Annotated in this window: 18 protein-coding genes and 1 tRNA gene; 9 read left to right on the forward strand and 10 right to left on the reverse strand. The window is 73.3% G+C overall.

The features are described from left to right. Positions 1-212: 212 nt before the first annotated feature. Positions 213-1,301 (reverse strand): ThiF family adenylyltransferase, encoded by a 1,089-nt coding sequence (locus ACFWPT_RS32055; RefSeq protein WP_380342849.1) that lies wholly within the window; start codon positions 1,299-1,301, stop codon positions 213-215. A 435-nt stretch (positions 1,302-1,736) separates the two neighbouring features. Here ACFWPT_RS32055 and ACFWPT_RS32060 point away from each other — a divergent pair, with 435 nt between their 5' ends. After that, a complete protein-coding gene (locus ACFWPT_RS32060) occupies positions 1,737-2,282 on the forward strand; it encodes a M48 family metallopeptidase (RefSeq protein WP_244293373.1) in 546 nt (181 codons plus the stop codon). A gap of 116 nt (positions 2,283-2,398) precedes the next feature. On the opposite strand, the gene ACFWPT_RS32065 is transcribed toward ACFWPT_RS32060, so the two are convergent. Both ACFWPT_RS32065 and ACFWPT_RS32070 read right to left on the reverse strand, forming a co-directional pair. Then, positions 2,399-2,986, reverse strand: coding sequence for an NUDIX hydrolase (locus ACFWPT_RS32065; protein ID WP_380486045.1), 588 nt, complete (start codon positions 2,984-2,986; stop codon positions 2,399-2,401). After that, positions 2,983-4,548: a zinc-dependent metalloprotease gene (locus ACFWPT_RS32070; RefSeq protein ID WP_380486047.1), complete on the reverse strand. Its 1,566-nt coding sequence runs from the start codon at positions 4,546-4,548 to the stop codon at positions 2,983-2,985. The genes ACFWPT_RS32065 and ACFWPT_RS32070 overlap by 4 nt, the downstream gene beginning before the upstream one ends. Before the next feature lie 200 nt (positions 4,549-4,748). On the opposite strand from ACFWPT_RS32070, the gene ACFWPT_RS32075 reads away from it, so the two are divergent. From ACFWPT_RS32075 to ACFWPT_RS32090, 4 genes are all read left to right on the forward strand, one after another. Next, positions 4,749-5,897, forward strand: a complete 1,149-nt coding sequence (locus ACFWPT_RS32075) for an NAD-dependent epimerase/dehydratase family protein (protein ID WP_107452871.1) — start codon at positions 4,749-4,751, stop codon at positions 5,895-5,897. Positions 5,898-6,005: 108 nt separating this feature from the next. Then, positions 6,006-6,446 carry a molybdenum cofactor biosynthesis protein MoaE gene (locus tag ACFWPT_RS32080; protein ID WP_363377185.1) on the forward strand — a complete coding sequence of 147 codons (441 nt, stop codon included), beginning with the start codon at positions 6,006-6,008 and terminating at the stop codon, positions 6,444-6,446. A gap of 284 nt (positions 6,447-6,730) precedes the next feature. After that, on the forward strand, positions 6,731-6,922 hold the full coding sequence (locus ACFWPT_RS32085) for a hypothetical protein (RefSeq protein WP_063347895.1): 192 nt from the start codon (positions 6,731-6,733) through the stop codon (positions 6,920-6,922). Positions 6,923-6,964: 42 nt separating this feature from the next. Beyond that, positions 6,965-8,080, forward strand: coding sequence for a PDZ domain-containing protein (locus ACFWPT_RS32090; RefSeq protein WP_380486049.1), 1,116 nt, complete (start codon positions 6,965-6,967; stop codon positions 8,078-8,080). A 67-nt stretch (positions 8,081-8,147) separates the two neighbouring features. Here the strand turns inward: ACFWPT_RS32090 and ACFWPT_RS32095 are convergent, their stop codons facing one another. Further along, the gene (locus tag ACFWPT_RS32095; protein WP_063347893.1) at positions 8,148-8,729 is read right to left on the reverse strand and encodes a PPA1309 family protein; all 582 of its coding nucleotides are present in this window, start codon (positions 8,727-8,729) and stop codon (positions 8,148-8,150) included. Between the two features lie 199 nt (positions 8,730-8,928). Here ACFWPT_RS32095 and ACFWPT_RS32100 point away from each other — a divergent pair, with 199 nt between their 5' ends. The 3 genes from ACFWPT_RS32100 (at position 8,929) to ACFWPT_RS32110 (ending at position 14,375) form a co-directional block, all read left to right on the forward strand. Beyond that, positions 8,929-11,892, forward strand: coding sequence for a UPF0182 family protein (locus ACFWPT_RS32100; protein WP_380486052.1), 2,964 nt, complete (start codon positions 8,929-8,931; stop codon positions 11,890-11,892). A 76-nt stretch (positions 11,893-11,968) separates the two neighbouring features. Next, positions 11,969-12,042: transfer RNA gene (locus ACFWPT_RS32105), tRNA-Met, on the forward strand. Between the two features lie 356 nt (positions 12,043-12,398). Then, positions 12,399-14,375, forward strand: a complete 1,977-nt coding sequence (locus tag ACFWPT_RS32110; RefSeq protein ID WP_380380228.1) for a tetratricopeptide repeat protein — start codon at positions 12,399-12,401, stop codon at positions 14,373-14,375. 39 nt (positions 14,376-14,414) lie between these two features. On the opposite strand, the gene ACFWPT_RS32115 is transcribed toward ACFWPT_RS32110, so the two are convergent. After that, positions 14,415-14,834: a Fur family transcriptional regulator gene (locus ACFWPT_RS32115; RefSeq protein WP_380342835.1), complete on the reverse strand. Its 420-nt coding sequence runs from the start codon at positions 14,832-14,834 to the stop codon at positions 14,415-14,417. A gap of 103 nt (positions 14,835-14,937) precedes the next feature. Between ACFWPT_RS32115 and ACFWPT_RS32120 the strand changes: the two genes are divergently transcribed. Continuing rightward, positions 14,938-16,413, forward strand: coding sequence for a catalase (locus tag ACFWPT_RS32120; protein ID WP_380486054.1), 1,476 nt, complete (start codon positions 14,938-14,940; stop codon positions 16,411-16,413). An 89-nt stretch (positions 16,414-16,502) separates the two neighbouring features. On the opposite strand, the gene hisN is transcribed toward ACFWPT_RS32120, so the two are convergent. The 5 genes from hisN to ACFWPT_RS32145 all read right to left on the reverse strand — a co-directional run bounded on the left by hisN (position 16,503) and on the right by ACFWPT_RS32145 (position 21,166). After that, positions 16,503-17,300, reverse strand: coding sequence for a histidinol-phosphatase (hisN, locus tag ACFWPT_RS32125; RefSeq protein WP_063347890.1), 798 nt, complete (start codon positions 17,298-17,300; stop codon positions 16,503-16,505). A gap of 123 nt (positions 17,301-17,423) precedes the next feature. After that, on the reverse strand, positions 17,424-17,747 hold the full coding sequence (locus ACFWPT_RS32130; protein WP_063347889.1) for a multidrug efflux SMR transporter: 324 nt from the start codon (positions 17,745-17,747) through the stop codon (positions 17,424-17,426). 130 nt (positions 17,748-17,877) lie between these two features. After that, entirely contained in the window at positions 17,878-18,933 is a 1,056-nt protein-coding gene (gene rsgA / locus ACFWPT_RS32135) for a ribosome small subunit-dependent GTPase A (RefSeq protein WP_380486057.1), read from the reverse strand. 15 nt (positions 18,934-18,948) lie between these two features. Then, positions 18,949-20,280: a 3-phosphoshikimate 1-carboxyvinyltransferase gene (gene aroA, locus ACFWPT_RS32140; RefSeq protein WP_063347887.1), complete on the reverse strand. Its 1,332-nt coding sequence runs from the start codon at positions 20,278-20,280 to the stop codon at positions 18,949-18,951. A gap of 154 nt (positions 20,281-20,434) precedes the next feature. Then, positions 20,435-21,166, reverse strand: a complete 732-nt coding sequence (locus ACFWPT_RS32145; protein ID WP_380486060.1) for a M50 family metallopeptidase — start codon at positions 21,164-21,166, stop codon at positions 20,435-20,437. Positions 21,167-21,294: the final 128 nt, after the last annotated feature.

The following is a 21,294-nucleotide window of genomic DNA, read 5'->3' on the forward strand; positions in this document are numbered from 1 at the left end:
ACCGGCCCCCCCCCCCCGGGGCGCCCCCCCCCCCCCCCCCCGGCCGGCCCCCGGGCCATGGGCTCACCTGGCCATGGGCTCACCTGGCCGGGCGCCGGCCCGGGCCGCCGTGGCGTGGGGCCGGGCGGCTGCCGAGCCTCGCAGCCGCCGGGCCTGCGCCCGGCAGGTTCCTCTCCTCGGCCGGGCCTGCGCCCGGCGGGTTCCTCTCCTCCTTACCTCGGTGGCTGCGGCTGCCAGAGGCACCCGCAGTCCGGATGTCCGCGCAGTCGCAGACGTCGTGGCATCCCTTCGCCGGCCGATACCTCGCACCATCCGTCCACGCTCGGCGGCCGCCCGCCGTCCAGGTGGATCTGGACGTGCAGTGCCGCCAGGCCGGCCACCATCGTGGCCAGGGCCGTGTCGCAGGCCGGGGTGCGCGCCCGGCCGGGCCCGCCGTCCGCCAGCTGGGCCAGGATCCGGGGCCAAGCGGCGTCCTCGTCCTCCCGGCGCAGGACCAGGCAGTGTCCGCAGGCCGACACCCCTGGCAGCACCAGGGGCCCGACCACCCCGAACTCCTCGACCACTCCGACGTACAGGTGCGGCACCCCGGCCCGGAGCAGCAGTCGGGCCTCGTACGTCCCGCCGGCGAACGCCCCGCTCCCGTCCCGGGGCGCGAGCACCACGAGGTCGGGCGGCGGCCCGTCGGGCTTTCGCCGGGGCACGGGCACCAGTGGTCGGCCCGACGCCCGTTGCACGGCCTCCCGGGCGGCCGTCAACCGCAGCCGCCCGACGTCCCCCGGCGGCAGTCCTGCCGGGGAGCAGTCCCCGGGGCGCACCCGGCCGCCGTCCACCACGGTGACCGTGCCCGCCCCGCCGGCCGAGAGCACGGCCGCCACGGCGGCGCCCACCCGGCCCGCGCCGCGGACCTCGATCCGGGCGCCGGCCCGTCGGGCCAGGACCGCCGGTGCGGCGCCGGGGCCGGAGTGGACCAGGGACAGTGAGGCGAGGTCCGGCCCGAGCAGGTCCCGGTGGGGCTGGGGGAAGCGGGCCAGCGCGGTGCCGGTCGCCTCCGCGTCGTCCAGTAACCCGGTCTCCTCCAGGTCGGTCAGCAGTGCGTCGGCGGGCTCCCGGCCCAGGCCGAGCTGCTCGCCGGCCTCCAGCAGTTCGGGGCGCTCCCTGGTCCCGTCGACCAGGCCGAGGAAGTCGCAGAGGGTCTTGTCGGCCTGGCCGAGCACCCCGGCGTAGCGGGTGATGGTCCCGAACTGCAGGGTGTCGGAGTCCCGCCAGCTGCGGGACAGGGCGGGCTTCAGTACGAGGCGCACGGCGATCTCCCTTCCGATCGTTTCCGGACGGCTGACCGCAGCATGCCCCATCGCGCCGACGTCGTGCGCAAAGTTATCCACAGGCTCGGGCTCATGATCACATCATCTGTTCGCAGACCCTGTGGATAACTGCCCATCCGCTCCGGCGCCAGTTTCCGGACACCCGCCGTCGACTTTTCGTTCCCGATCACTCCACGAAAGATTTCGGCCACGGCACCGGACTTCTGTCCGTGGTACCGGGTAACGTCGTGTGCCATGGCAGCCGAGCGGGACTCCCATCCACCGGCGTCGCGTCGGCGTGCCCGTGCAGCGTCCGGGTCGCAAGTGGCGGCGCCCGGCACGCGTGGGCGTCGGGACCAGGATCAGCAGGCGAGGCCCGCGTCGCCGCAGCACCCACCCGCCGCCGCGCCACCGGAGCCGCACGACCGCGGCCGGGTGGAAGTGCGCCGCAGCGCCCGCCGCAGTCGCACCGTCTCGGCCTACCGCGAGGGCGACCGCACGATCGTGCTGATCCCGGCCCGGATGTCGCACGCCGAGGAGCAGCGCTGGGTCGCGCAGATGCTGGAGAAGCTCGCCGCCCAGGAGAGCCGCCGGATCCTCGGCGACGACGCGCTGATGGACCGGGCCCGCGGGCTGTCGGCCGCCTACCTGGGCGATCGCGCCCGGCCCGCCCAGGTCCGCTGGGTCACCAACCAGAACTCGCGCTGGGGCTCGTGCACCCCCAGCGAGGGGACGATCCGCCTCTCCCACCGTCTGCAGGGCATGCCGGAGTACGTCCTCGACTACGTGCTGCTGCACGAGCTCGCCCACCTGCTGGTGCCGGACCACGGCCCGGCGTTCTGGGCCCTGCTGGAGGCCTACCCCCGGACCGAGCGGGCCCGCGGCTACCTGGAGGGCGTGGTCTCGGCGGCCCGGCTGCCGCACATCCCCGGCGCCCGGCACGCCGACCGGGATGCCGATCCGGCCTGTTCCTGCGGCTGACGGCTTGACGCCCGGCCGGTGGGCGCGGGGTATGTGGGGGGCTAGGCTACCGCGGGGGGCACCCAAACGCGGGGGGGCGGGCCGTATCGGCCCGCGCCCCCTCTTCGGGTTTCACCTCAGCTGGTCAGCCGGCGGGCCCGTGCCACCAGGTCCCGCACCGAGTGGTCGGTCAGCTCCGGCAGCCGGTCGTAGTCGAACCAGCGCAGGTCCAGCGACTCCTCGCTGATCAGCGCCTGTGCACCGGCCGGGGCCACCGCGATGTACTGGACGTCCAGGTGGGTGTTCTCCGGCCGGTCCTTGCCGGTGCAGCGGACCAGGTGCCGGTCCAGCTTGGCCGGCACCGGGACGCCGTCCACCTCCAGCAGGGCCAGGTCGGGGATGCCGGACTCCTCGACGGCCTCCCGCAGCGCCGCCGACGCGAGGTCCCGGTCGTCGGGCTCGCAGTGCCCGCCCATCTGCAGCCAGATGCCGACCTTGGGGTGCAGGGTGAGCAGCACCCGCCCGGCCGCCGGGTCGACGACCGCCGCGCTCGCGGTGATGTGCGCGGGCAGGCAGGACCGGTACAGGCCCTCGGGCTGCTCGGCCAGGTGCGCCAGGTAGTCGAGCCGCAGCCGGTCCTGCTCCTCGTCGGCGGGGCGCCACCCGGTCAGGGTGCGCACGGCGTCCGCGTGCAGGGACGTCGCCCCGGTGTCGGTGGCCGTCATGCGGTGGGCTCGCCCTTTCCGTCGGTGCCGTCGCCGTCCTGCTTCGGCTCGTCGCTCTTCGCCGGCCCGTCGTTCTTGGTGAGGTCCGGCTTGGCGGCGGTGCCGCCCGCGGCGGCCTCGCCGAGCAGCTTGTCGATCGCGTCGAAGTCGAGGCCGCCCTCCAGGTCGCCGGTGCCCCGGTGCACGAAGGCGTCCGGGTCGTCCAGGTCGGCGGCGGTGGGCAGCATGTCCGGGTGCTGCCAGAGCGCGTCGCGGCCCTCGACGCCGCGCGCGTCGGCGAGCAGCGCCCACAGCCGGGCGGCGTCGCGCAGTCGGCGCGGGCGCAGCTCCAGGCCGACCAGGGTGGCGAAGGTCTGCTCGGCGGGCCCGCCGGCGGCGCGGCGGCGGCGGACGGTCTCGCGCAGCGCGCCGGCCTGCGGCAGGTGCGGTTCGGCGGCGGCGTGCACGACCGCGTCGACCCAGCCTTCGAGCAGGGCGAGCGCGGTCTCCAGGCGGGCGAGCGCGGCCTTCTGCTCGGGGGTGTCCTCGGGCTGGAGCAGCCCGCCGGCCAGCGCCTCCTGGAGCGCCTCCGGGTTGTTCGGGTCGAGCTGGCCGACGAGCTCCTCCATCCGGGAGGTGTCGACCTTGATGCCGCGGGCGTAGGCCTCGACGGCGCCGAGCAGGTGGGCCCGCAGCCACGGCACGTGGGCGAAGAGCCGCTGGTGGGCGGCCTCGCGCAGGGCGAGGTAGAGCCGGACTTCGTCGGCGGGCACGTTCAGGCCCTCGCCGAACTCGGCGACGTTCTGCGGCAGCAGTGCGGCCTTGCCGGCCGGGGCGAGCGGCAGGCCGACGTCGGCGGAGCCGACCACCTCGCCGGCGAGGGCGCCGAGCGCCTGGCCGATCTGGGTGCCGAACATGGCGCCGCCCATGGAGCGCATCATGCCCATCAGCGGGCCGGCCATGGCCTGCATCTCCTCGGGCAGGACGCCGCCCATGGCGTTGCCGACCCGCTCGGCGACCGGGTCGACGAGGTCCTTCCAGACCGGGAGGGTGGCCTCGATCCACTCGGCGCGGCTCCAGGCGACGGCGGAGGCGGCGCCGGAGGGGAACTCGGTGACGCCGTCGAGCCACAGGTCGGCGAGCCGGACGGCCTCGGCGACGGCGGAGTGCTCGGCGGCGCTGACCGAGCGGTCCTTGCTCTTGCCCTCGGCGGGTTCGGCGACGACGCTCTGGCGGGCGATGTTCTTGGCGAGGTCCCAGTTCACCGGGCCGCCCTCGAACGAGAGCATCTGCCCGAGCTGCTGGAACGCGCTGCCGAGGTCGTTGGGGTTGAGGCCGCCGAACATCGCGGCGAACGGGTTTTCGGCCCCGCCGGGGCCGCCCGGGGCTCCGCCGCCGGGCATGCCGGGCATGCCGAACAGGGCGCCGAACGGGTTGCCGGCGCCGAAGCCGAACGGCTGCGCGCCGCTCTGGTCGGAGCCTGCGGGGCCCTGGTCCTTCTTCTGCTGCTCGTTGTCGGGCTTGGCCTTGCCGTCCTCGGGCTCCTCGGGCGGAACGCCGAATCCGAAGGGAAGGTCGCTCACGGGGTCCTCGATCCGGTCGGCCGTCATACGGGTGTGGCGGGAAGTGCTGCCCGCCCGGGGCACCGGCGGAGTGGGGGACTCGTGGGCGGCTCCAGTGCGGCAGGCCCGCGCCGGGTGCACCGCCGGGCCTTCGCCTCGGGCAGGATGGACGTACGTGACACACGTCCGTACGCACATAAGCTAACCGTGGAGGATGGTCGGTGAGTTCCCCGCCTTCGGACGTTCGCTCTGGGCTGACCGGAGACGAGGACGCCCCGGACATCACGGCGTCGCCGCCTCCAGCCTACGGCGGACGGCCGCTGACCGTGGCCGTCACCGGTGCCGCCGGCGTGATCGGCGAGCGGGTCGCGGCCCGTCTGGTCGCCTCGCCGCACGTGCGCAGGGTGCTGGCGGTGGACGACCGGCGCGGTGAGGTGCCGGGTGTGCAGTGGCGGGTGCTGGACGTGCGGGACCCCGCGGTGGCCGAGCGGTTGTCCGGGGTGGACGTGGTGGTGCACCTGGCGATGGACTTCGGCATGGAGTCGGATCCGCGCGCCCGCAGCGCCTACAACGTGCGCGGCGCGCAGACCGTGCTGACGGCGGCCGCGGCCGCCGGGGTGCACCGGGTGGTGCTCTGCACCTCCGCGATGGTCTACGGCGCGCTGGCCGACAACGAGGTGCCGCTGGCCGAGGACTCCGAGCTGCGGGCGACCGAGGAGGCCTCGCTGGTCGGGGACCTGCTGGAGATCGAGCGCCTGGCCCGCCGGGCGCCGCGCGCCCACCCGGGGCTGCAGGTGACGGTGCTGCGTCCGGCGGTGGTGGTCGGCCCCGGCGTGGACACCGTGCTGACCCGGCACTTCGAGGCGCCGCGGCTGCTGGTGGTGGCCGGTTCCCGCCCGTGCTGGCAGTTCTGCCACGTGGACGACCTGGCGGCGGCGCTGGAGTACGCGGCGCTGGGCCTGGTGGAGGGCGAGGTGACGGTCGGCTGCGACGGCTGGCTGGAGCAGGAGGACGTGGAGCGGCTGTCGGGGATCCGGCGGATGGAGCTGCCGGCCTCGCTGGCGCTGGGCACCGCGGCCCGGCTGCACCGGCTGGGCCTGACCCCGGCCCCGGCGGGGGACCTGGCCTACACGATGTACCCGTGGGTGGTGTCCGGCAGCCGGCTGCACGAGGCGGGCTGGCGTCCGGAGCACAGCAACGAGCAGGTGCTGGCCGAGCTGCTGGGCCAGGTCGCCGGGAAGCACGCGGTGGCCGGGCGCCGGCTGGGCGGCAAGGAGGCCGCGACCAGCCTGGGGGCGGCCGGGGCGACGGTGGCGCTGGTCGGTACGGCCGCGCTGGTGCGCCGGGCCCGCAAGCGGCGCCGCTTCTGAGGCCGGTGGCCCCGAGGGGGGAGCGGATTTTCTCACGATGCGGAATCCCGCCATCGTGATGCGGAACCTGCTTGCCTCAAACCACCCGGGATGGGGAATCATGGGGGCATGCCCGAGAACCAGGACCCCATCCGCCTGCTCGCCGTCCGCGACACCCCGCTCTCGCTGGACGAGGTGTACGAGGCGGTCGGCGACGACGCGGCCGGCGGGACGACCGTCTTCGTCGGGACGGTCCGCGACCACGACGGCGGCAAGTCGGTCACCGCGCTGGAATACAGCTGCCACCCCACCGCCGAGCAGGAGATGCGCCGGATCGCGGAGAAGGTCGTCGCCGACTTCCCGGTGCGGGCGCTGGCCGCGGTGCACCGGGTCGGCCGGCTGGAGATCACCGACAAGGCGGTGATCGTCGCCGTGTCCTGCGCCCACCGGGGCGAGGCCTTCGCGGCCGCCCGGCGGCTGATCGACGACCTCAAGCACGAGGTGCCGATCTGGAAGCACCAGGTCTTCGCCGACGGCGAGGAGGAGTGGGTCGGCGCCGGCAGCTGCTGACCCGGGCGCCCCCTGTGGGCCGGACCGGATCGGACCGGCCGCGACCGGACGGGGCCTTAAGGGGTCCGAGGGGGCCGATCGGCTGCGGAGAGTCGCCATCGGTGCACGGAATGCGACGAGCATGCCGGACGGGCCGGGCTCTCACTCGAACGGGTCCCGGTCAGTGGGCCGAATACTCCCTGGCAGTGAGCCGATCGGCCGTCCCGTAACCCGGACGGCGCCGCCCGCGTTGTCCGCCGGAGTGGTTAATCTGCTCATAGACACGACGAGCTGGGAGTACTGATATGGGTGCGCTCGCCTGGTTGATCATTCCGGTCATCGCCGTCCTGCTCGCCGCCTTGTGGGCGGGCTGGGCCCAACGCGCCCCGAGGGCCACGGGGGACCCGGCCTCGCTCGCCGAGCACCGGCGCTTCATGGCCGCGATGGAACGCACCACCGCCGGGAGCACCGCCTCCGAGGACGGTTCCGGCCGGTAGCCCGGGGGGCGTCCGCTCATCCGCGTCCCGTACTGTCGAGGCATGCCACGCCGCTCCGCGACGATGCTCGCTGCCACCCTGCTGCTCATAGCGCTGCTCTGCGTCTCGGTGCTGATGAAGGTGCCGTACACGGAGATGAGCCCGGGGCCGACGTACAACACGCTCGGCAACCAGGGGGGCAAGTCGGTGATCACCATCACCGGGCGCGACTCGTACCCGACCACCGGGCACCTCAACATGACCACCGTCCAGGTCACCGGGGCCAAGTACGAGCCCAGCCTGGTCAACGCGGTGGTCGGGTGGCTGCGCGACGACGTGATGGTCGTGCCGCACGACAACGTCTACCCGAAGGGGCAGACGGACGCCGACGCCAAGAAACAGAACGCCGAGGAGTTCGCCTCCTCCGAGGACAGCGCCCGCACCGCCGCGCTCAACCAGCTGGGCATCCCGGTCGGCACCGAGCTGATCATCAAATCGGTCACGGCGGGGGCCCCGGCGGAGGGCCGGCTGCACGCGGGCGACCAGATCGTGGCCGTCGACGGCACGTCGGTCGGCACGGTCGAGCAGGTGGTGGCCGCGGTCACCAAGCACAAGCCGGGCGAGTCGGCGGTCTTCACCGTCGTCCCGCGGGTCAAGGACGCGACCGGCAACGGCGGCGCCAACCCGGGGGACCGGACCGACGTCACCGTCCCCACCGTGCGGGCCAAGGACCTCGACCCGAAGGCCTCGGCCGAGCGGGCGGAACTCGCGGTGGTCGGCATCGGCACCACGATCCGGCACACCTACCCGTTCCAGATCGACATCGGCCTCCAGGACGTCGGCGGGCCGAGCGCCGGGCTGATGTTCTCGCTCGGCATCATCGACAAGCTCACCCCCGGCGGCGACCTCACCGGCGGCCGGTTCGTGGCGGGCACCGGCACCATCGACGACGACGGCAAGGTCGGCCCGATCGGCGGGATATCGATGAAGCTGATCGCCGCCCGGGACGCCGGCGCCGAGTACTTCTTCACCCCGTCCTCGAACTGCGCCGAGGCGACCAAGAACGTCCCGTCCGGACTGAACCTGATCAAGACGGACACGCTGGACGGCGCGCTGAAGTCGCTGGAGCAGATCCGCTCCGGGCAGACCTCCGCGCTGCCGTCCTGCGCCGTGAAGTAGTGCCGTGAACTAATGCCGCGGCGTAGTGCCGTGAACGTGGAGTGGTGCGGCCGGGGCGGCCGGGGGGCTACGAGAAGGTCGCCAGCAGCGCCGCGGTCAGGCCGGGCACCAGGTCCGGGCCGGTCAGCACCTCGCGGGCGACGTCCTTGGAGCGCAGCCGCAGCGCGATCTCCTTCTTGCCGTTGCGCAGCACGGCGGCGGTGATCCGCACCTCCTCGCGCTTGGGGTGGTTGGCCACCCACTCGGCGAGCTGGGCGTCGCTGGCGTTGCGCGGGCGGGTCTGCTCGGAGCCCGGCGGCAGCATCAGGCGCTCGACGACCAGGGCGCAGCCGACCACCGCGTCGGGCCAGGCGATGGTGCCGAGGAACTTGTCCAGCTCCATGCCGGCCGGCAGCTCGTCCTGCTCGACCGGGGTGAGGCCGGCCGTGTCGTCGTCGCCGAGGCCGAGCTGGGCGGCGATCTTCGGGTCGGCCTTGCGCAGGGCGGTGCTGTCCACCAGGGCGAACAGCCGGGCCGGGAGGTCCCAGCCGAGCGTGGCGGCGTACTCGTCGATCTCCAGCGCGGCCCGGGTGAGCGGGGTGGCGGCGGGGAGCTTGGAGACGTCGTCGGGGGAGCCGGGGGAGTTGAGTGCATTGGACGCGTCGGACATGCCTCAATCCTCACACGCCGGGCGGGGGCCCGGGCGCCGGGCGCCGCGAGTGGGCCGGGGAACGGCCGGGACGGGGAACGTCGTCGTAACCGTCTGCTAACGGTGGGAACTCGGCCAAAGCCTGGTTAAGTTTCCCTGAAGACCGACTGACTCCAGTGACTCCAGACGACACAGCTGAGGTGCCACCGTGGTATTCCAGATGCCGGAACGCTCAGGGCCGGGTTTCCGGCGCAGGGTAGGGCCGCCCTCCCGGCGGGCGCGGGTGGCCCTGCTGACCCTGGGCGTGCTCGCGGTGCTGTTCCTGCTGTTCGTCATGTTCGCCGGGTTCTGGACGGACTGGCTGTGGTTCAGGTCCGTCCGTTACTCCTCGGTGTTCACCACGCAGCTGTGGACGAAGATCGGCCTGTTCGCGGTGTTCGGCCTGCTGATGGCGGTGATCGTCGGCTTCAACGTCTGGCTGGCGCACCGGCTGCGGCCGCCGCTGTCGGCGATGTCGGTCGAGCAGCAGAGCCTGGACCGCTACCGCTCGGGCCTGGCGCCGTTCAAGCGCTGGGCGCTGATCGGCGTCTCGCTGGTGATCGGCCTGGTGGCGGGCGCCGCGGCGTCCGGCCAGTGGCGGACCTGGCTGATGTGGACGAACGCGACGCCCTTCGGCGAGAAGGACGCCCAGTTCGGCATGGACGTCTCGTTCTACGCCTTCGACCTGCCGTTCTACGAGTTCGTGCTGGGCTTCGCGTTCAGCGCGGTGATCGTCTCGCTGCTGACCTCGGCGCTGGTGCACTACCTGTACGGGGGGCTGCGGCTGCAGGGCCCGGGCCGTCGGGCGAGCGCGGGCGCGCAGGGGCACCTGGCGGTGCTGCTGGGCGTGTTCGTGCTGCTGAAGGCGGTGGCGTACTGGCTGGACCGGTACGCGCTGGCGGTGAAGACCGGCTCCTACAAGGGGGTCTCCGGCTGGACGGGCCTGCGCTACGTGGACGCCAACGCGTTCCTGCCGGCCAAGACGATCCTGTTCTTCGTGGCGATCATCTGCGCGCTGCTGTTCTTCCTGACGCCGGTGCGCCGCACCTGGGCGCCGGCCCTGATCGGGCTGGGGCTGATGGTGCTGTCGGCGGTGCTGATCGGCGGGCTGTACCCGGCGATCGTGCAGCAGTTCCAGGTCAAGCCGAACGAGCAGGCCAAGGAAACGCCGTACATCCAGAAGAACATCGACGCGACGCGGCAGGCGTACGGGATCGCGGACGCGCAGACCACCCAGTACAGCCCGCAGGGGTCGACGACGGCCGAGGCGCTCAAGCCGGACGCGCAGACCATCTCCGACATCCGGCTGCTGGACCCGAACGTCGTCTCGCCGACCTTCCAGTCGATCGAGCAGCAGCGCAACTACTACGCCTTCCCGAACACCCTGGACGTGGACCGCTACGGCTCCGGCACGGACAAGCAGGACACCGTGATCGGTCTGCGCGAGCTGGACCTCAACGGCGTGCAGCGCAACTGGATCAACGACCACTTCAAGTACACCCACGGCTACGGCGCGGTCGTCGCCAAGGGCAACCAGGTCAGCGACAAGGGCGAGCCGGTGTTCACCGAGTCCGGCCTGCCGGCCACCGGTGCGCTGGGCGACTACCAGCAGCGGATCTACTACGGCGAGAAGACGACGTCGTACTCGATCGTCGGCGGCTCGAACAAGGAGATCGACTACACCACCAAGACCGGCGAGAACAAGGAGTACACCTACACCGGCAACAGCGGTGTCTCGCTGGACAACCCGATCACCCGGGCCGCGTACGCGGTGCGCTTCGCCGAGCCGCAGATCCTGTACGCGGGGGCGATCACCGACGGCGCGAAGGTGATCTACAACCGGACGCCGAAGGAGCGGGTGGAGAAGGTCGCCCCGTGGCTGTCCATCGACGCCGACGCGTACCCGGTGGTGCAGGACGGCCGGGTGGTCTGGGTGCTGGACGGCTACACCACCTCGGACGGCTACCCGTTCTCGTCGAAGACGACGCTGGGCACCGCGACCAAGGACTCGCTGACCAACCAGCGCGGTGAGCTGCTGACCGTCGCCAACCAGGTCAACTACATCCGCAACTCGGTCAAGGCCACGGTGGACGCCTACACCGGCGAGGTGAAGCTCTACCAGTGGGACGAGCAGGACCCGGTGCTGAAGACCTGGATGAAGGCGTTCCCCGGCACCGTCGAGCCGAAGGCGGACATCCCGGGCACGCTGCTGCCGCACCTGCGCTACCCGCAGGACATGTTCAAGGTGCAGCGCGACCTGCTCGGCCAGTACCACGTGACCGACGCCAATTCCTTCTTCAACGGCAGCGACATCTGGCAGATCCCGGTCGACCCGACCAGCGACACCAAGCAGGTCCAGCCGCCGTACTACGTGACGGTGCGGATGCCGGACCCGCAGGTCACCTCGGCGAGCTTCTCGCTGACCACGACCTTCGTGCCCAACGGCCGCCCGAACCTGGCCGCGTTCATGGCCGTCAACGCCGATCCGGGGCCGGACTACGGGAAGATCCGCATCCTGAAGATCTCGGGGGACAACAGCGCCCCCGGCCCGGGCCTGGTGCAGTCGACGTTCAACTCCCGGCAGGAGGTGGCCTCGCAGATCTTCGCGCTGAAGAGCGGCGGTGACACCGAGCTGGAGTACGGCAACCTGCTGACCCTGCCGGTCGGCGGCGGGCTGCTCAACGTCGAGCCGGTGTACGTGCGCGGACGCGGTGCCAAGTACCCGACGCTGCAGAAGGTGCTGGCGGTGTACGGGAACGACAACGTGGCGTTCGAGAACACCCTGGAGGACGCGCTGAAGAAGGTGTTCGCCGGGGCGGCCCCGGGGACCACGCCGACCGCGCCGTCCACGCCGAACAACCCGGGGACGCCGACCACTCCGGGGACGGCGACGCCGGGCGGGACGATCTCGCCGGAGCTGCAGAAGGCGCTCGGGGACGCGGAGAAGGCGTACAACGACAGCCAGACCGCGTTCAAGAACGGCGACTGGGTGGCCTACGGCAACGCCCAGAAGGCGCTGGGCGACGCGCTGAAGGCGGCCGAGGCGGCCCGCGGCGGGAGCCCGGTGCAGGCCCCGACGCCGGGCGCGACGCCGGGCGCGACCCCGGGTGCGACGCCGACCGGATCGCCGTCCGGGCAGCCGTAGCCGTAGTCGTGGCCCGCTGAGCTGCGGCAACCGATTCCTGTTCCACCCCGCACCCGTGCTATGGTTCAACTACCGACGCGGGGTGGAGCAGCTCGGTAGCTCGCTGGGCTCATAACCCAGAGGTCGCAGGTTCAAATCCTGTCCCCGCTACTCAGTGGACAGAGGCCCGGAGGATTCTTCCTCCGGGCCTCTGGCGTTTTCCCCCCGAAGCGGTGGGAACCGCTCCGGTACCATCAACCGTCGCCAACGACGACGGCAAGGGGTTTGTGGGGTCCGAGTGTCGGGAAATCGACAAAGCGCCGAAGCAATTTCGTCGGCTTCGGGTCGGCCCCGCCCGAATTCGGCCGGGGCAGGTGTACGCGGGTTGCGGGTGGTGCGACGATGGGACACATGGGGGACGGTGCGCGGCTGCTGACCGGCCGTCGGTTCCGGCGCCTCCCCTGGGGGTCCCCCCGGCCGCGGGCCGGGGCACGATGCCGCGACACTCTGGGGGAGCGGGAGTCGGCATGAGGCTGATCGGCAAGAACGGGTCAGGCACCAAGTCCGCGGCGGCCACCGAGGCGGACACCGACGCCTGGGCGGAGAGCCCCGAGAGCCGCCCCGGAGCCCTGCCCGCCCAGCGCACCAGCGGCCTGTCCGAGCGCCCCCCGGTCGCCGGCTACGGCCCCGACAGCCTGGTCCACGTGTCCACCCGTCAGTTCGCCGACGCCGTCCGCCCGTACGGGCCCGACGGCGCCGCCGCCGACGGCCCGAACGCCGCCGCGCTCGACCCGGCCGGTCTGGACACCACCAGCTTCGAGACCGCGCTGGCCGCCCGCGAGAGCGCCGCGCTGGAGGCCCGCCACCGGCAGGCCGCCGACGACGGCGACCCGGACGCCGCCAGCCGGCTCGGCACCCTGCTGCTGCGCCGCGGCGACCTGGAGGACGCCGAGCCCTACCTGCGCGCCGCCGCGGCCGCCGGGACGCGCGCCGCCGCCAACAACCTCGGCGTGCTGCTGCACCAGCAGGGCCACCGGGCCGAGGCCGCCCAGTGGTGGCGCCATGCCGCGGTGGCCGGCAGCGCCCCCGCCGCGCACGCGCTCGGGCTCCAACTGCGCGACCAGGGCGAGGAGGAGGCCGCCGAGTACTGGCTGCACTTCGCCGCCGACCACGGCCACCCGCTCGGCGCCTACGCGCTGGGCGACCTGATGGAGCACCGGCGCGACGTGCGCGCCGAGCGCTGGTTCAAGGTCTCCGCCGACGCCGGGCACCGGGAGGCCGCCTACCGGCTGGCCCGGATGCGCGAGGCCGCCGGGGACAAGGAGACCGCCGAGGCCTGGTACCGCACCGCCGCCGCCCGCGGCCACGCCCGCGCCGCGCTGCGCCTGGGCGTGCTGCTGGAGGAGCGCGCCGCCACCGACCAGTCGCTGCTGGAGGAGGCCGCCCGCTGGTACCGGCAGTCCGCGCAGAACGGCGAGCCGCGCGCCGCCTGCGCGCTGGGCTTCCTGCTGCGCGACTCCGGGGACCTGGCCGCCGCCGCCGAGTGGTGGCGGGAGGCCGCCGAGGCCGGCGACGGCAACGCCGCCAACGCGCTGGGCGCCCTGCACGCCGGCCGCGGCGAGGCCAAGGAGGCCGAGCGCTGGTACCGCACCGCCCTGGACGCGGGCGACCAGAACGGCGCCTTCAACCTCGGCCTGCTCTGCGTCGCCACCGGCCGCGACCAGCAGGCCGAGCAGTGGTACCGCCGGGCCGCGTACGCCGGGCACCGGGAGGCCTGCAACGCGCTGGCCGTGGTGCTGTTGCAGCGCGGCGAGGAGACCGGTGCCGAGCCGTGGTTCTCCAAGGCGGCCGAGGCCGGCAGCGTGGACGGCGCGTTCAACCTGGGCGTGCTGCACGCCGGGCGCGGCGAGCAGCGGCAGGCCCAGGAGTGGTACGCGCGGGCCGCCGCCGAGGGCCACGGCGAGGCCGCGCTGCAACTGGCCGTCGCCCAGGAGCAGCGGGGCAACCTGGCCGGCGCGCTGGAGCGCTACCGGCAGGCGGCGTCCGGCGGGTCGGCGGAGGGCGCGTTCCGGCTGGCCTCGGTGCTGGACCGGCGCGGTGACGCGGACACCGAGGCCGAGCACTGGTACGCGCTGGCGGCCGATGCCGGGCACCGGCGGGCGCAGGTGCGGATGGGGGTGCGGGCGGCCGAGCGCGGCGCGCTGGAGATCGCCGAGAGCTGGTACCGGCGGGCGGCCGAGGCCGGCAGCCGCAGCGCCGCCTTCAACCTGGGGCTGCTGCTGGCCCGGCAGGACCGCGAGGCGCAGGCGATGCTCTGGTACACCAGGGCGGCCGACGCCGGGCACGGGCGGGCGGCGCTGCGCCTGGCGCTGCTGGCGCTGCGCCGGGGGGAGCCGGTGCAGGCCGAGAACTGGTGCCGCCGGGCGGCCGACTACGGGCCGGCCGAGGTGGCGGAGCGGGCCGGGCGCCTGCTGGGCGCGCTGCACGCGGAGCTGAGCGCGTAGGGCGGGTCCGGCGGTTCCCGCCGGGCGGGCGGGGCCGCGTTACGGCGTGCCCGTGCAGTCCGGGCACAGGCCGCGGTAGGTGACCTCGGCGGTGGTGACGGTGAAGCCGAAGCGTTCGTCGGCCGGGAGGGCGGCGAGCGGGTCGCCGTGCGGGTGGACGTCGCGGATGGCGCCGCAGCCGGAGCAGACCAGGTGCTGGTGGGCGCGGTGGGCGTTGGGGTCGTAGCGCTTGGCGCGCCCGTTGGTGGCGACCTCCAGGACCTCGCCGAGGCCGACCAGTTCGCCGAGGGTGTTGTAGACGGTCGCGCGGCTGATCTCGGGCAGGCGGGCGACGGCGCGGGCGTGCACCTCGTCCGCGGTGAGGTGGACGTGGTCGCCGTCGAGGACCTCGGCCACGACCCGGCGCTGTGAGGTCAGCCGCCAGCCGCGTCCGCGAAGTCGTTCCAGCAGGTCGCTCATGGGAACAGGGTAAGTCACGCTCTCAGATTGGTTCCAGTGTTGACTTGGACAAAGTCCAAGTTAGGATCGAGTCGTCACGACCGGATAACGCGGAGGCCCTCTTATGACGACCCAGGACGAGCTGCGCCCCACCCTCACCACGGAGGCGGGTGCCCCCGTCGCCGACAACCAGAACACCGAGACCGCGGGCCCCGGCGGCCCGGCGCTCATCCAGGACCAGCAGCTCTTCGAGAAGCTCGCGCACTTCAACCGCGAGCGGATCCCGGAGCGCGTGGTGCACGCCCGCGGCGCGGCGGCCTACGGCACCTTCACGGTGACCGCCGACCTGGCGCCCTACACCCGGGCCTCGTTCCTGTCCGAGGTCGGCAAGCAGACCGAGGTCTTCCTGCGGTTCTCCACCGTGGCCGGCAACCTCGGCTCGGCCGACGCGGTGCGCGACCCGCGCGGCTTCGCGCTGAAGTTCTACACCGAGGACGGCAACTACGACCTCGTCGGCAACAACACCCCGGTGTTCTTCATCAAGGACGCCGTGAAGTTCCCCGACTTCATCCACACCCAGAAGCGCGACCCGTACACCGGCTCCCAGGAGGCGGACAACGTCTGGGACTTCTGGGGCCTGTCGCCCGAGGCCACCCACCAGGTGACCTGGCTGTTCGGCGACCGCGGCATCCCGGCCAGCTACCGCCACCTCAACGGCTACGGCTCGCACACCTTCCAGTGGCAGAACGAGGCCGGCGAGCACTTCTGGGTCAAGTACCACTTCAAGACCGACCAGGGCATCAGGAACCTCACCCAGGACGAGGCCAACCGGCTGGCCGGCGAGGACCCGGACAGCCACCAGCGCGACCTGCGCGAGTCGATCGAGCGCGGTGAGTTCCCCAGCTGGACCGTGCAGGTCCAGATCATGCCGGCGGCCGACGCGGCGCAGTACCGCTTCAACCCCTTCGACCTCACCAAGGTCTGGCCGCACGCCGACTACCCGCCGGTCGAGATCGGGCGGCTGGAGCTCAACCGCAACCCCGACAACGTCTTCGCCGAGGTCGAGCAGTCGATCTTCTCCCCGTCGCACTTCGTGCCCGGCATCGGCCCGTCCCCCGACAAGATGCTGCAGGGCCGCCTGTTCGCGTACGCGGACGCCCACCGCTACCGCGTCGGCATCAACGCCGACCACCTGCCGGTGAACCGCCCGCACGCCACCGAGGCGCGCACCAACAGCCGCGACGGCCACCTGTACGACGGCCGCCACGGCCGCCAGAAGAACTACGAGCCGAACAGCTTCGGCGGCCCGGTGCAGACCGGCCGCCCGCTGTGGGCCGCCACCGCGGTCACCGGCGCCACCGGCAACCACGAGGCGCCCTCGCACGCCGAGGACGACGACTTCGTGCAGGCCGGCAACCTGTACCGGCTGTTCTCGGAGGACGAGAAGCAGCGGCTGATCGCCAACCTGGCCGGCTTCATCGCCAAGGTCTCCGCCGACCGCGAGGACATCGTCGAGCGGGCGGTCGACAACTTCCGCAAGGCCGACGCCGACTACGGGCCGGGGGGGGTGGGGGCGGTCGGGTCGGTGGGCTTGCTGTAGCGGGGAGGCCCCCCTTTGGGGGGGGGGCCGGGTCGACCAGAGGACTGGTCGACCGGGCCCGCACCATGTTCGGCCGCGCAAGAGAGCCCTCAGACGCTCAGGCGGCGCAGGGTCTCCTCGTGGAGGATGCCGTTGCTGGCGACGGCGTCGGCGCCGCCGGGGCCGGGCACGCCGTCCAGACCGGTGAAGCGGCCGCCGGCCTCCTCGACGATGACGCAGTTGGCGGCCATGTCCCAGAGCGACAGCTCGGGCTCGGCGGCGATGTCGACCGCGCCCTCGGCCACCATCATGTAGGACCAGAAGTCGCCGTAGGCGCGGGTGCGCCAGCAGGCGCGGGTGAGGTCCAGGAAGGGGTCGAGGCGGCCGCGCTCCTCCCAGCCGGAGAGCGAGGAGTAGGAGAAGGAGGCGTCCTCGATCCGGGAGACGCCGGAGACGTGGATCCGGGAGGCCTTGGTGAGGCTGCGTCCGGCGTAGGCGCCGAGGTCCTTGGCCGCCCACCAGCGGCGCTGCAGCGCGGGGGCGGAGACGATGCCGACCACCGGGCGCTCGACGCCGTCCGGGCCGTCCTCCAGCAGGGCGATCAGGGTGGCCCAGACCGGGACGCCGCGGATGTAGTTCTTGGTGCCGTCGATCGGGTCGATCACCCAGCGGCGCGGGCCGGAGCCCTGGAGGCCGAACTCCTCGCCGAGCACCGCGTCGCGCGGGCGGGCGCGCTGCAGCACGCTGCGGACGAGTTCCTCGGCGGCCTTGTCGGCGTCGCTCACGGGGGTGAGGTCGGGCTTGGTCTCGACCTTCAGGTCGAGGGCGCGGAAGCGCTCCAGGGTGACCGAGTCGGCCGAGTCGGCGAGGACGTGGGCGAGTCGGAGATCGTCGTGGTAATCGGCCATGTCCGAAACCCTAGCGATCCCGCCCGGATCGGGACAGCCGGGCTCGCGGACCGGGACGGGCCTGCCGGCGGCGAGCGGGCGAGCAGCAGGGGTGGGCCGGTGGCAGGGGTGGGCCGGTGACGGTCAGTGCGCCGAGCCGCTGAGCTGGAGGCCGATCACGCCGGCGATCACCAGGGAGATCGAGACCAGCTTCAGCACCGAGGTGGTCTCGTCCAGGAAGACCATGCCGTAGATGGCGGTGCCGGCCGCGCCGATGCCCGTCCACACCGCGTAGGCGGGGCCGACCGGCAGGCTCTTCAGGGACAGCGTGAGCAGGCCGAAGCTGCCCAGGGCGAACACGCAGAAGCTGATGGTGGGCCAGAGCTTGGTGAAGCCCTCGCTGAGCTTGAGGTTGATCGCGAAGCCGGTCTCCAGCAGGCCGGCCAGGACCACCAAGGCCCATGCCATCGCGTGCCCTCCCTGTCGATCGACGGGTCGGACCGCGCTGTGGCCCGACCTTCCTATGATCGCCAGGCCGGCGCGGTCCGACACCTCGAACGGTCGGGAAACCCATGGGACGGTAAAGCCGCCGCCCGGGTCAGTCGCCCTCGCGGGCCTCCTTGCTGGCCAGCAGCCGGCGCAGCGAGTAGAGCCGGGCGCCCTCGGCGTGGCCGTCGGCGACCCAGGCGTCCAGCGCGCAGTCCGGCTCGTCGTGGCTGCAGGCGCGCGGGCAGTCGGCGGTGCCGGGCTCCAGGTCGGGGAAGGCGTGGATGACCCGGGACGGGTCGATGTGCGAGAGGCCGAAGGAGCGGAAGCCCGGGGTGTCGATCACCCAGCCCGGGTCCAGCGCCTTCTTGGAGCCCGGCTTGGCGCCCGGCGGCGGGGGCAGCCGCAGCGCCAGCGCGGACACGGTGGTGTGCCGGCCGCGCCCGGTGACCGCGTTGACCCGGCCGGTCTGCCGCTGGTGGTCCGGGACGAGGGCATTGACCAGGGTGGTCTTGCCGACGCCGGAGTGGCCGATGAACACCGTGGAGAGGCCGCGCAGGTGCGCGCGGACGGCCTCGGCGCCGGCCGTCTCCAGTTCGTCCCGCCGGGTGACCACGTAGTCGATGCCGAGCGGCGCGTACGACTCCAGCAGCGGCCCGGCCGGGGCGAGGTCGGCCTTGGTGAGCACCAGCAGCGGCTCCATGCCCGCGTCGTAGGCGGCCACCAGGCAGCGGTCGATCAGCCGGGGCCGGGGCTCCGGGTCGGCCAGCGCGGTGACGATGGCCAGCTGCTGGGCGTTGGCGACGACGATCCGCTCGTACGGGTCGTCGTCGTCCGCGGTGCGCCGCAGCACCGAGCTGCGCTCCTCGACCCGGACGATCCGGGCGAGCGTGTCGTTGTCCCCGGAGAGGTCGCCGACGATGTTGACCACGTCGCCCACGACGACGCCCTTGCGGCCCAGCTCGCGGGCCTTCATGGCGACGATCTCGCGTTCCTGCTTGGTGCCCGGGTCGATCAGGCAGGTCAGCCGGCCGCGGTCGACGGTCAGTACCATCGCCTCGGCGGCGTCATCGTGTTTGGGCCGGATCCGGGTCCGCGGCCGGGATCCCCGGCGGGCGGGGCGGTTGCGGATGTCGTCCTCGTCGGCGTCCTTGCCGTAGCGGCGCATGTGCTCAGTCTCCGCTCAGGCGTCCGCCACCGCTTCGCCGAGCAGTTCCGCCCACATCTTCGGGAAGTCCGGCAGGGTCTTGGCGGTGGTGGCCACGTTCTCCACCTCGACGCCGGGCACGGCCAGGCCGACCACGGCGGCGGCGGTGGCCAGGCGGTGGTCCTCGTAGGTGTGGAAGACGCCGCCGTGCAGCGGGCGCGGGCGGATGCGCAGGCCGTCCTCGGTCTCGGTGACGTCGCCGCCGAGGTCGTTGATCTCCTTGGCGAGCGCGGCGAGCCGGTCGGTCTCGTGCAGCCGCAGGTGGGCGATGCCGTACAGGTGGGACTCGGAGTCGGCCAGTGCGGCGACGGCGGCGATCACCGGGGTGAGCTCGCCGACGTCGTGCAGGTCCGCCTCGATGCCGTGGATCCGGCCGGTGCCGGTGAACTGCAGGCCCTCGTCGGTGAACTCGCAGGCGCCGCCCATCCGGGTGTAGATCTCGCGCAGCTGGTCGCCGGGCTGGCTGGTGTGCTTGGGCCAGTCGCGGACCGTCACCCGGCCGCCGGTGACCAGGGCGGCGGCGAAGAACGGCGCGGCGTTGGAGAGGTCCGGCTCGACCACCAGGTCGCGGCCGATCAGGGCGCCGGGGGTGACCCGCCAGACGTCCTTCTCGCCGCCGTCCTCGGGGGCGTCGACCTGGACGCCGGCCAGGCGCAGCATCTCGACGGTCATCCGGATGTGCGGCAGCGACGGCACCGGGCCGCCGACGTGCCGGACCTCGACGCCCTGGTTGTAGCGGGCGCCGGAGAGCAGCAGGGCGGAGACGAACTGGGACGAGGAGGAGGCGTCCAGCTCGACCGGGCCGCCGTCGAGCGCGCCGGTGCCGTGCACGGTCAGCGGGAAGGCGCCGCGGCCGCCGTCGTCGATCCGGGCGCCGAGCGCGCGCAGGGCGTTGATCACGCCGTGCTGGGGGCGCTCGTAGCTGCGCGGGTCGCCGTCGAAGTGCACCGGGCCGTCGGCGAGGACGGCGAGCGGGGGCAGGAAGCGCATCACGGTGCCGGCGTTGCCGACGTCGATCGAGGCGGGGCCGCGCAGCGCGGGGGTCGGGATGACCCGCCAGGCCTCGCCGCCGCCGGTGCCGCCGGAGTCGTTGTTGACCTTCTCCTCGATGCCGACGCCCAAGGCACGCAGGCCGTCGGCCATCAGCTGGGAGTCGCGGCTGCGCAGCGGCCGGCGCACCCAGCCGGGCTCGTCGGCGAGCGCCGCCAGCACCAGGGCTCGGTTGGTGACCGACTTGGAGCCGGGGATGGTGACGGTGGCGTCAACGGGGGTGGTCGCGACGGGGGCGGGCCACAGGGTCTCGGTCATGGGGGCAAGTTTAGGGGCCGTACCGGAACGGCCCCTGCGCCAACCGCATGGCGGGACGGGGGAGGCCCGGTGCAGGGGTTGTGGCAGCCCGCCCGTGTCGCGGGGGCGGCTCGGCGCAGGGGCCGGAGCAGCAGGTTCGCGCCGAGGGCGGGGTTCAGTGCAGGGGCTGGAGCAGCCAGGTCGCGCTCAGGGCGAGGCAGGCGAGGGCGGTGAGCAGGAAGACGGTGATCCAGGCGAGGCCGGGGATGTGGGTGAGGCGGGCCAGCTGGTCGGCGTCGGAGTCGCGGGCCCAGCCGATGCGGCGCTGGTGCTGGAGTTCGAGGACCGGGCGGACGGCGCCGAACAGCAGGAACCAGCAGCCGAGGTAGGCGAAGCCGGCCTGGACCTCGGCGCTGCCGAACCAGGAGACCAGGAAGAAGGCGCCGCCGGCGACCAGCACGGTGAACAGGCCGAAGGCGTTGCGGATGCGCACCAGGAGGGCGAGCAGCAGGACGACGGCCAGCCAGAGCAGCAGGGTGATCCGGCCGGTGGAGAGCAGGGCGGCGCAGCCGAGGCCGAGCAGGGCGGGGGCGGTGTAGCCGGCGGCGGCGGTGAGGATCATGCCGGGGCCGGTGGGGCGGCCGTAGGAGAGGGTGAGGCCGGAGGTGTCGGAGTGCAGCCGGATGCCGGCGAGCCGGCGGCCGGTGACGAGGGCGATCAGGCCGTGGCCGCCTTCGTGGGCGATGGTCACGGCGTTGCGGGTGACGTGCCAGAGCGGGCGGGCGAGGACGGCGAGCAGGGCGGCGCCGGCGGTGGCCAGCACCAGCCAGCCGGGCGGCGCGGCCTGGGTGCCGGTGACCTGGCTCCACAGTTCGCCGAGGTTCTGGTCGGTGGGTTGTGCGCTCATCGTCTCGTCTCCGCCTCCGTCCGCTGCGTTGGGCCGTTCGGGGCAGCCTCCCATGCGGGGACGGGCGGGCGGGAGCGGACGGTTCTCCTGGCGGGATGAAGAAGTGGTGAGCGGGGCGGGCATGGCAA

The sequence above is a fragment of the Kitasatospora sp. NPDC058478 genome (genome assembly GCF_042720345.1).
Taxonomy (GTDB): Bacteria; Actinomycetota; Actinomycetes; order Streptomycetales; family Streptomycetaceae; genus Kitasatospora.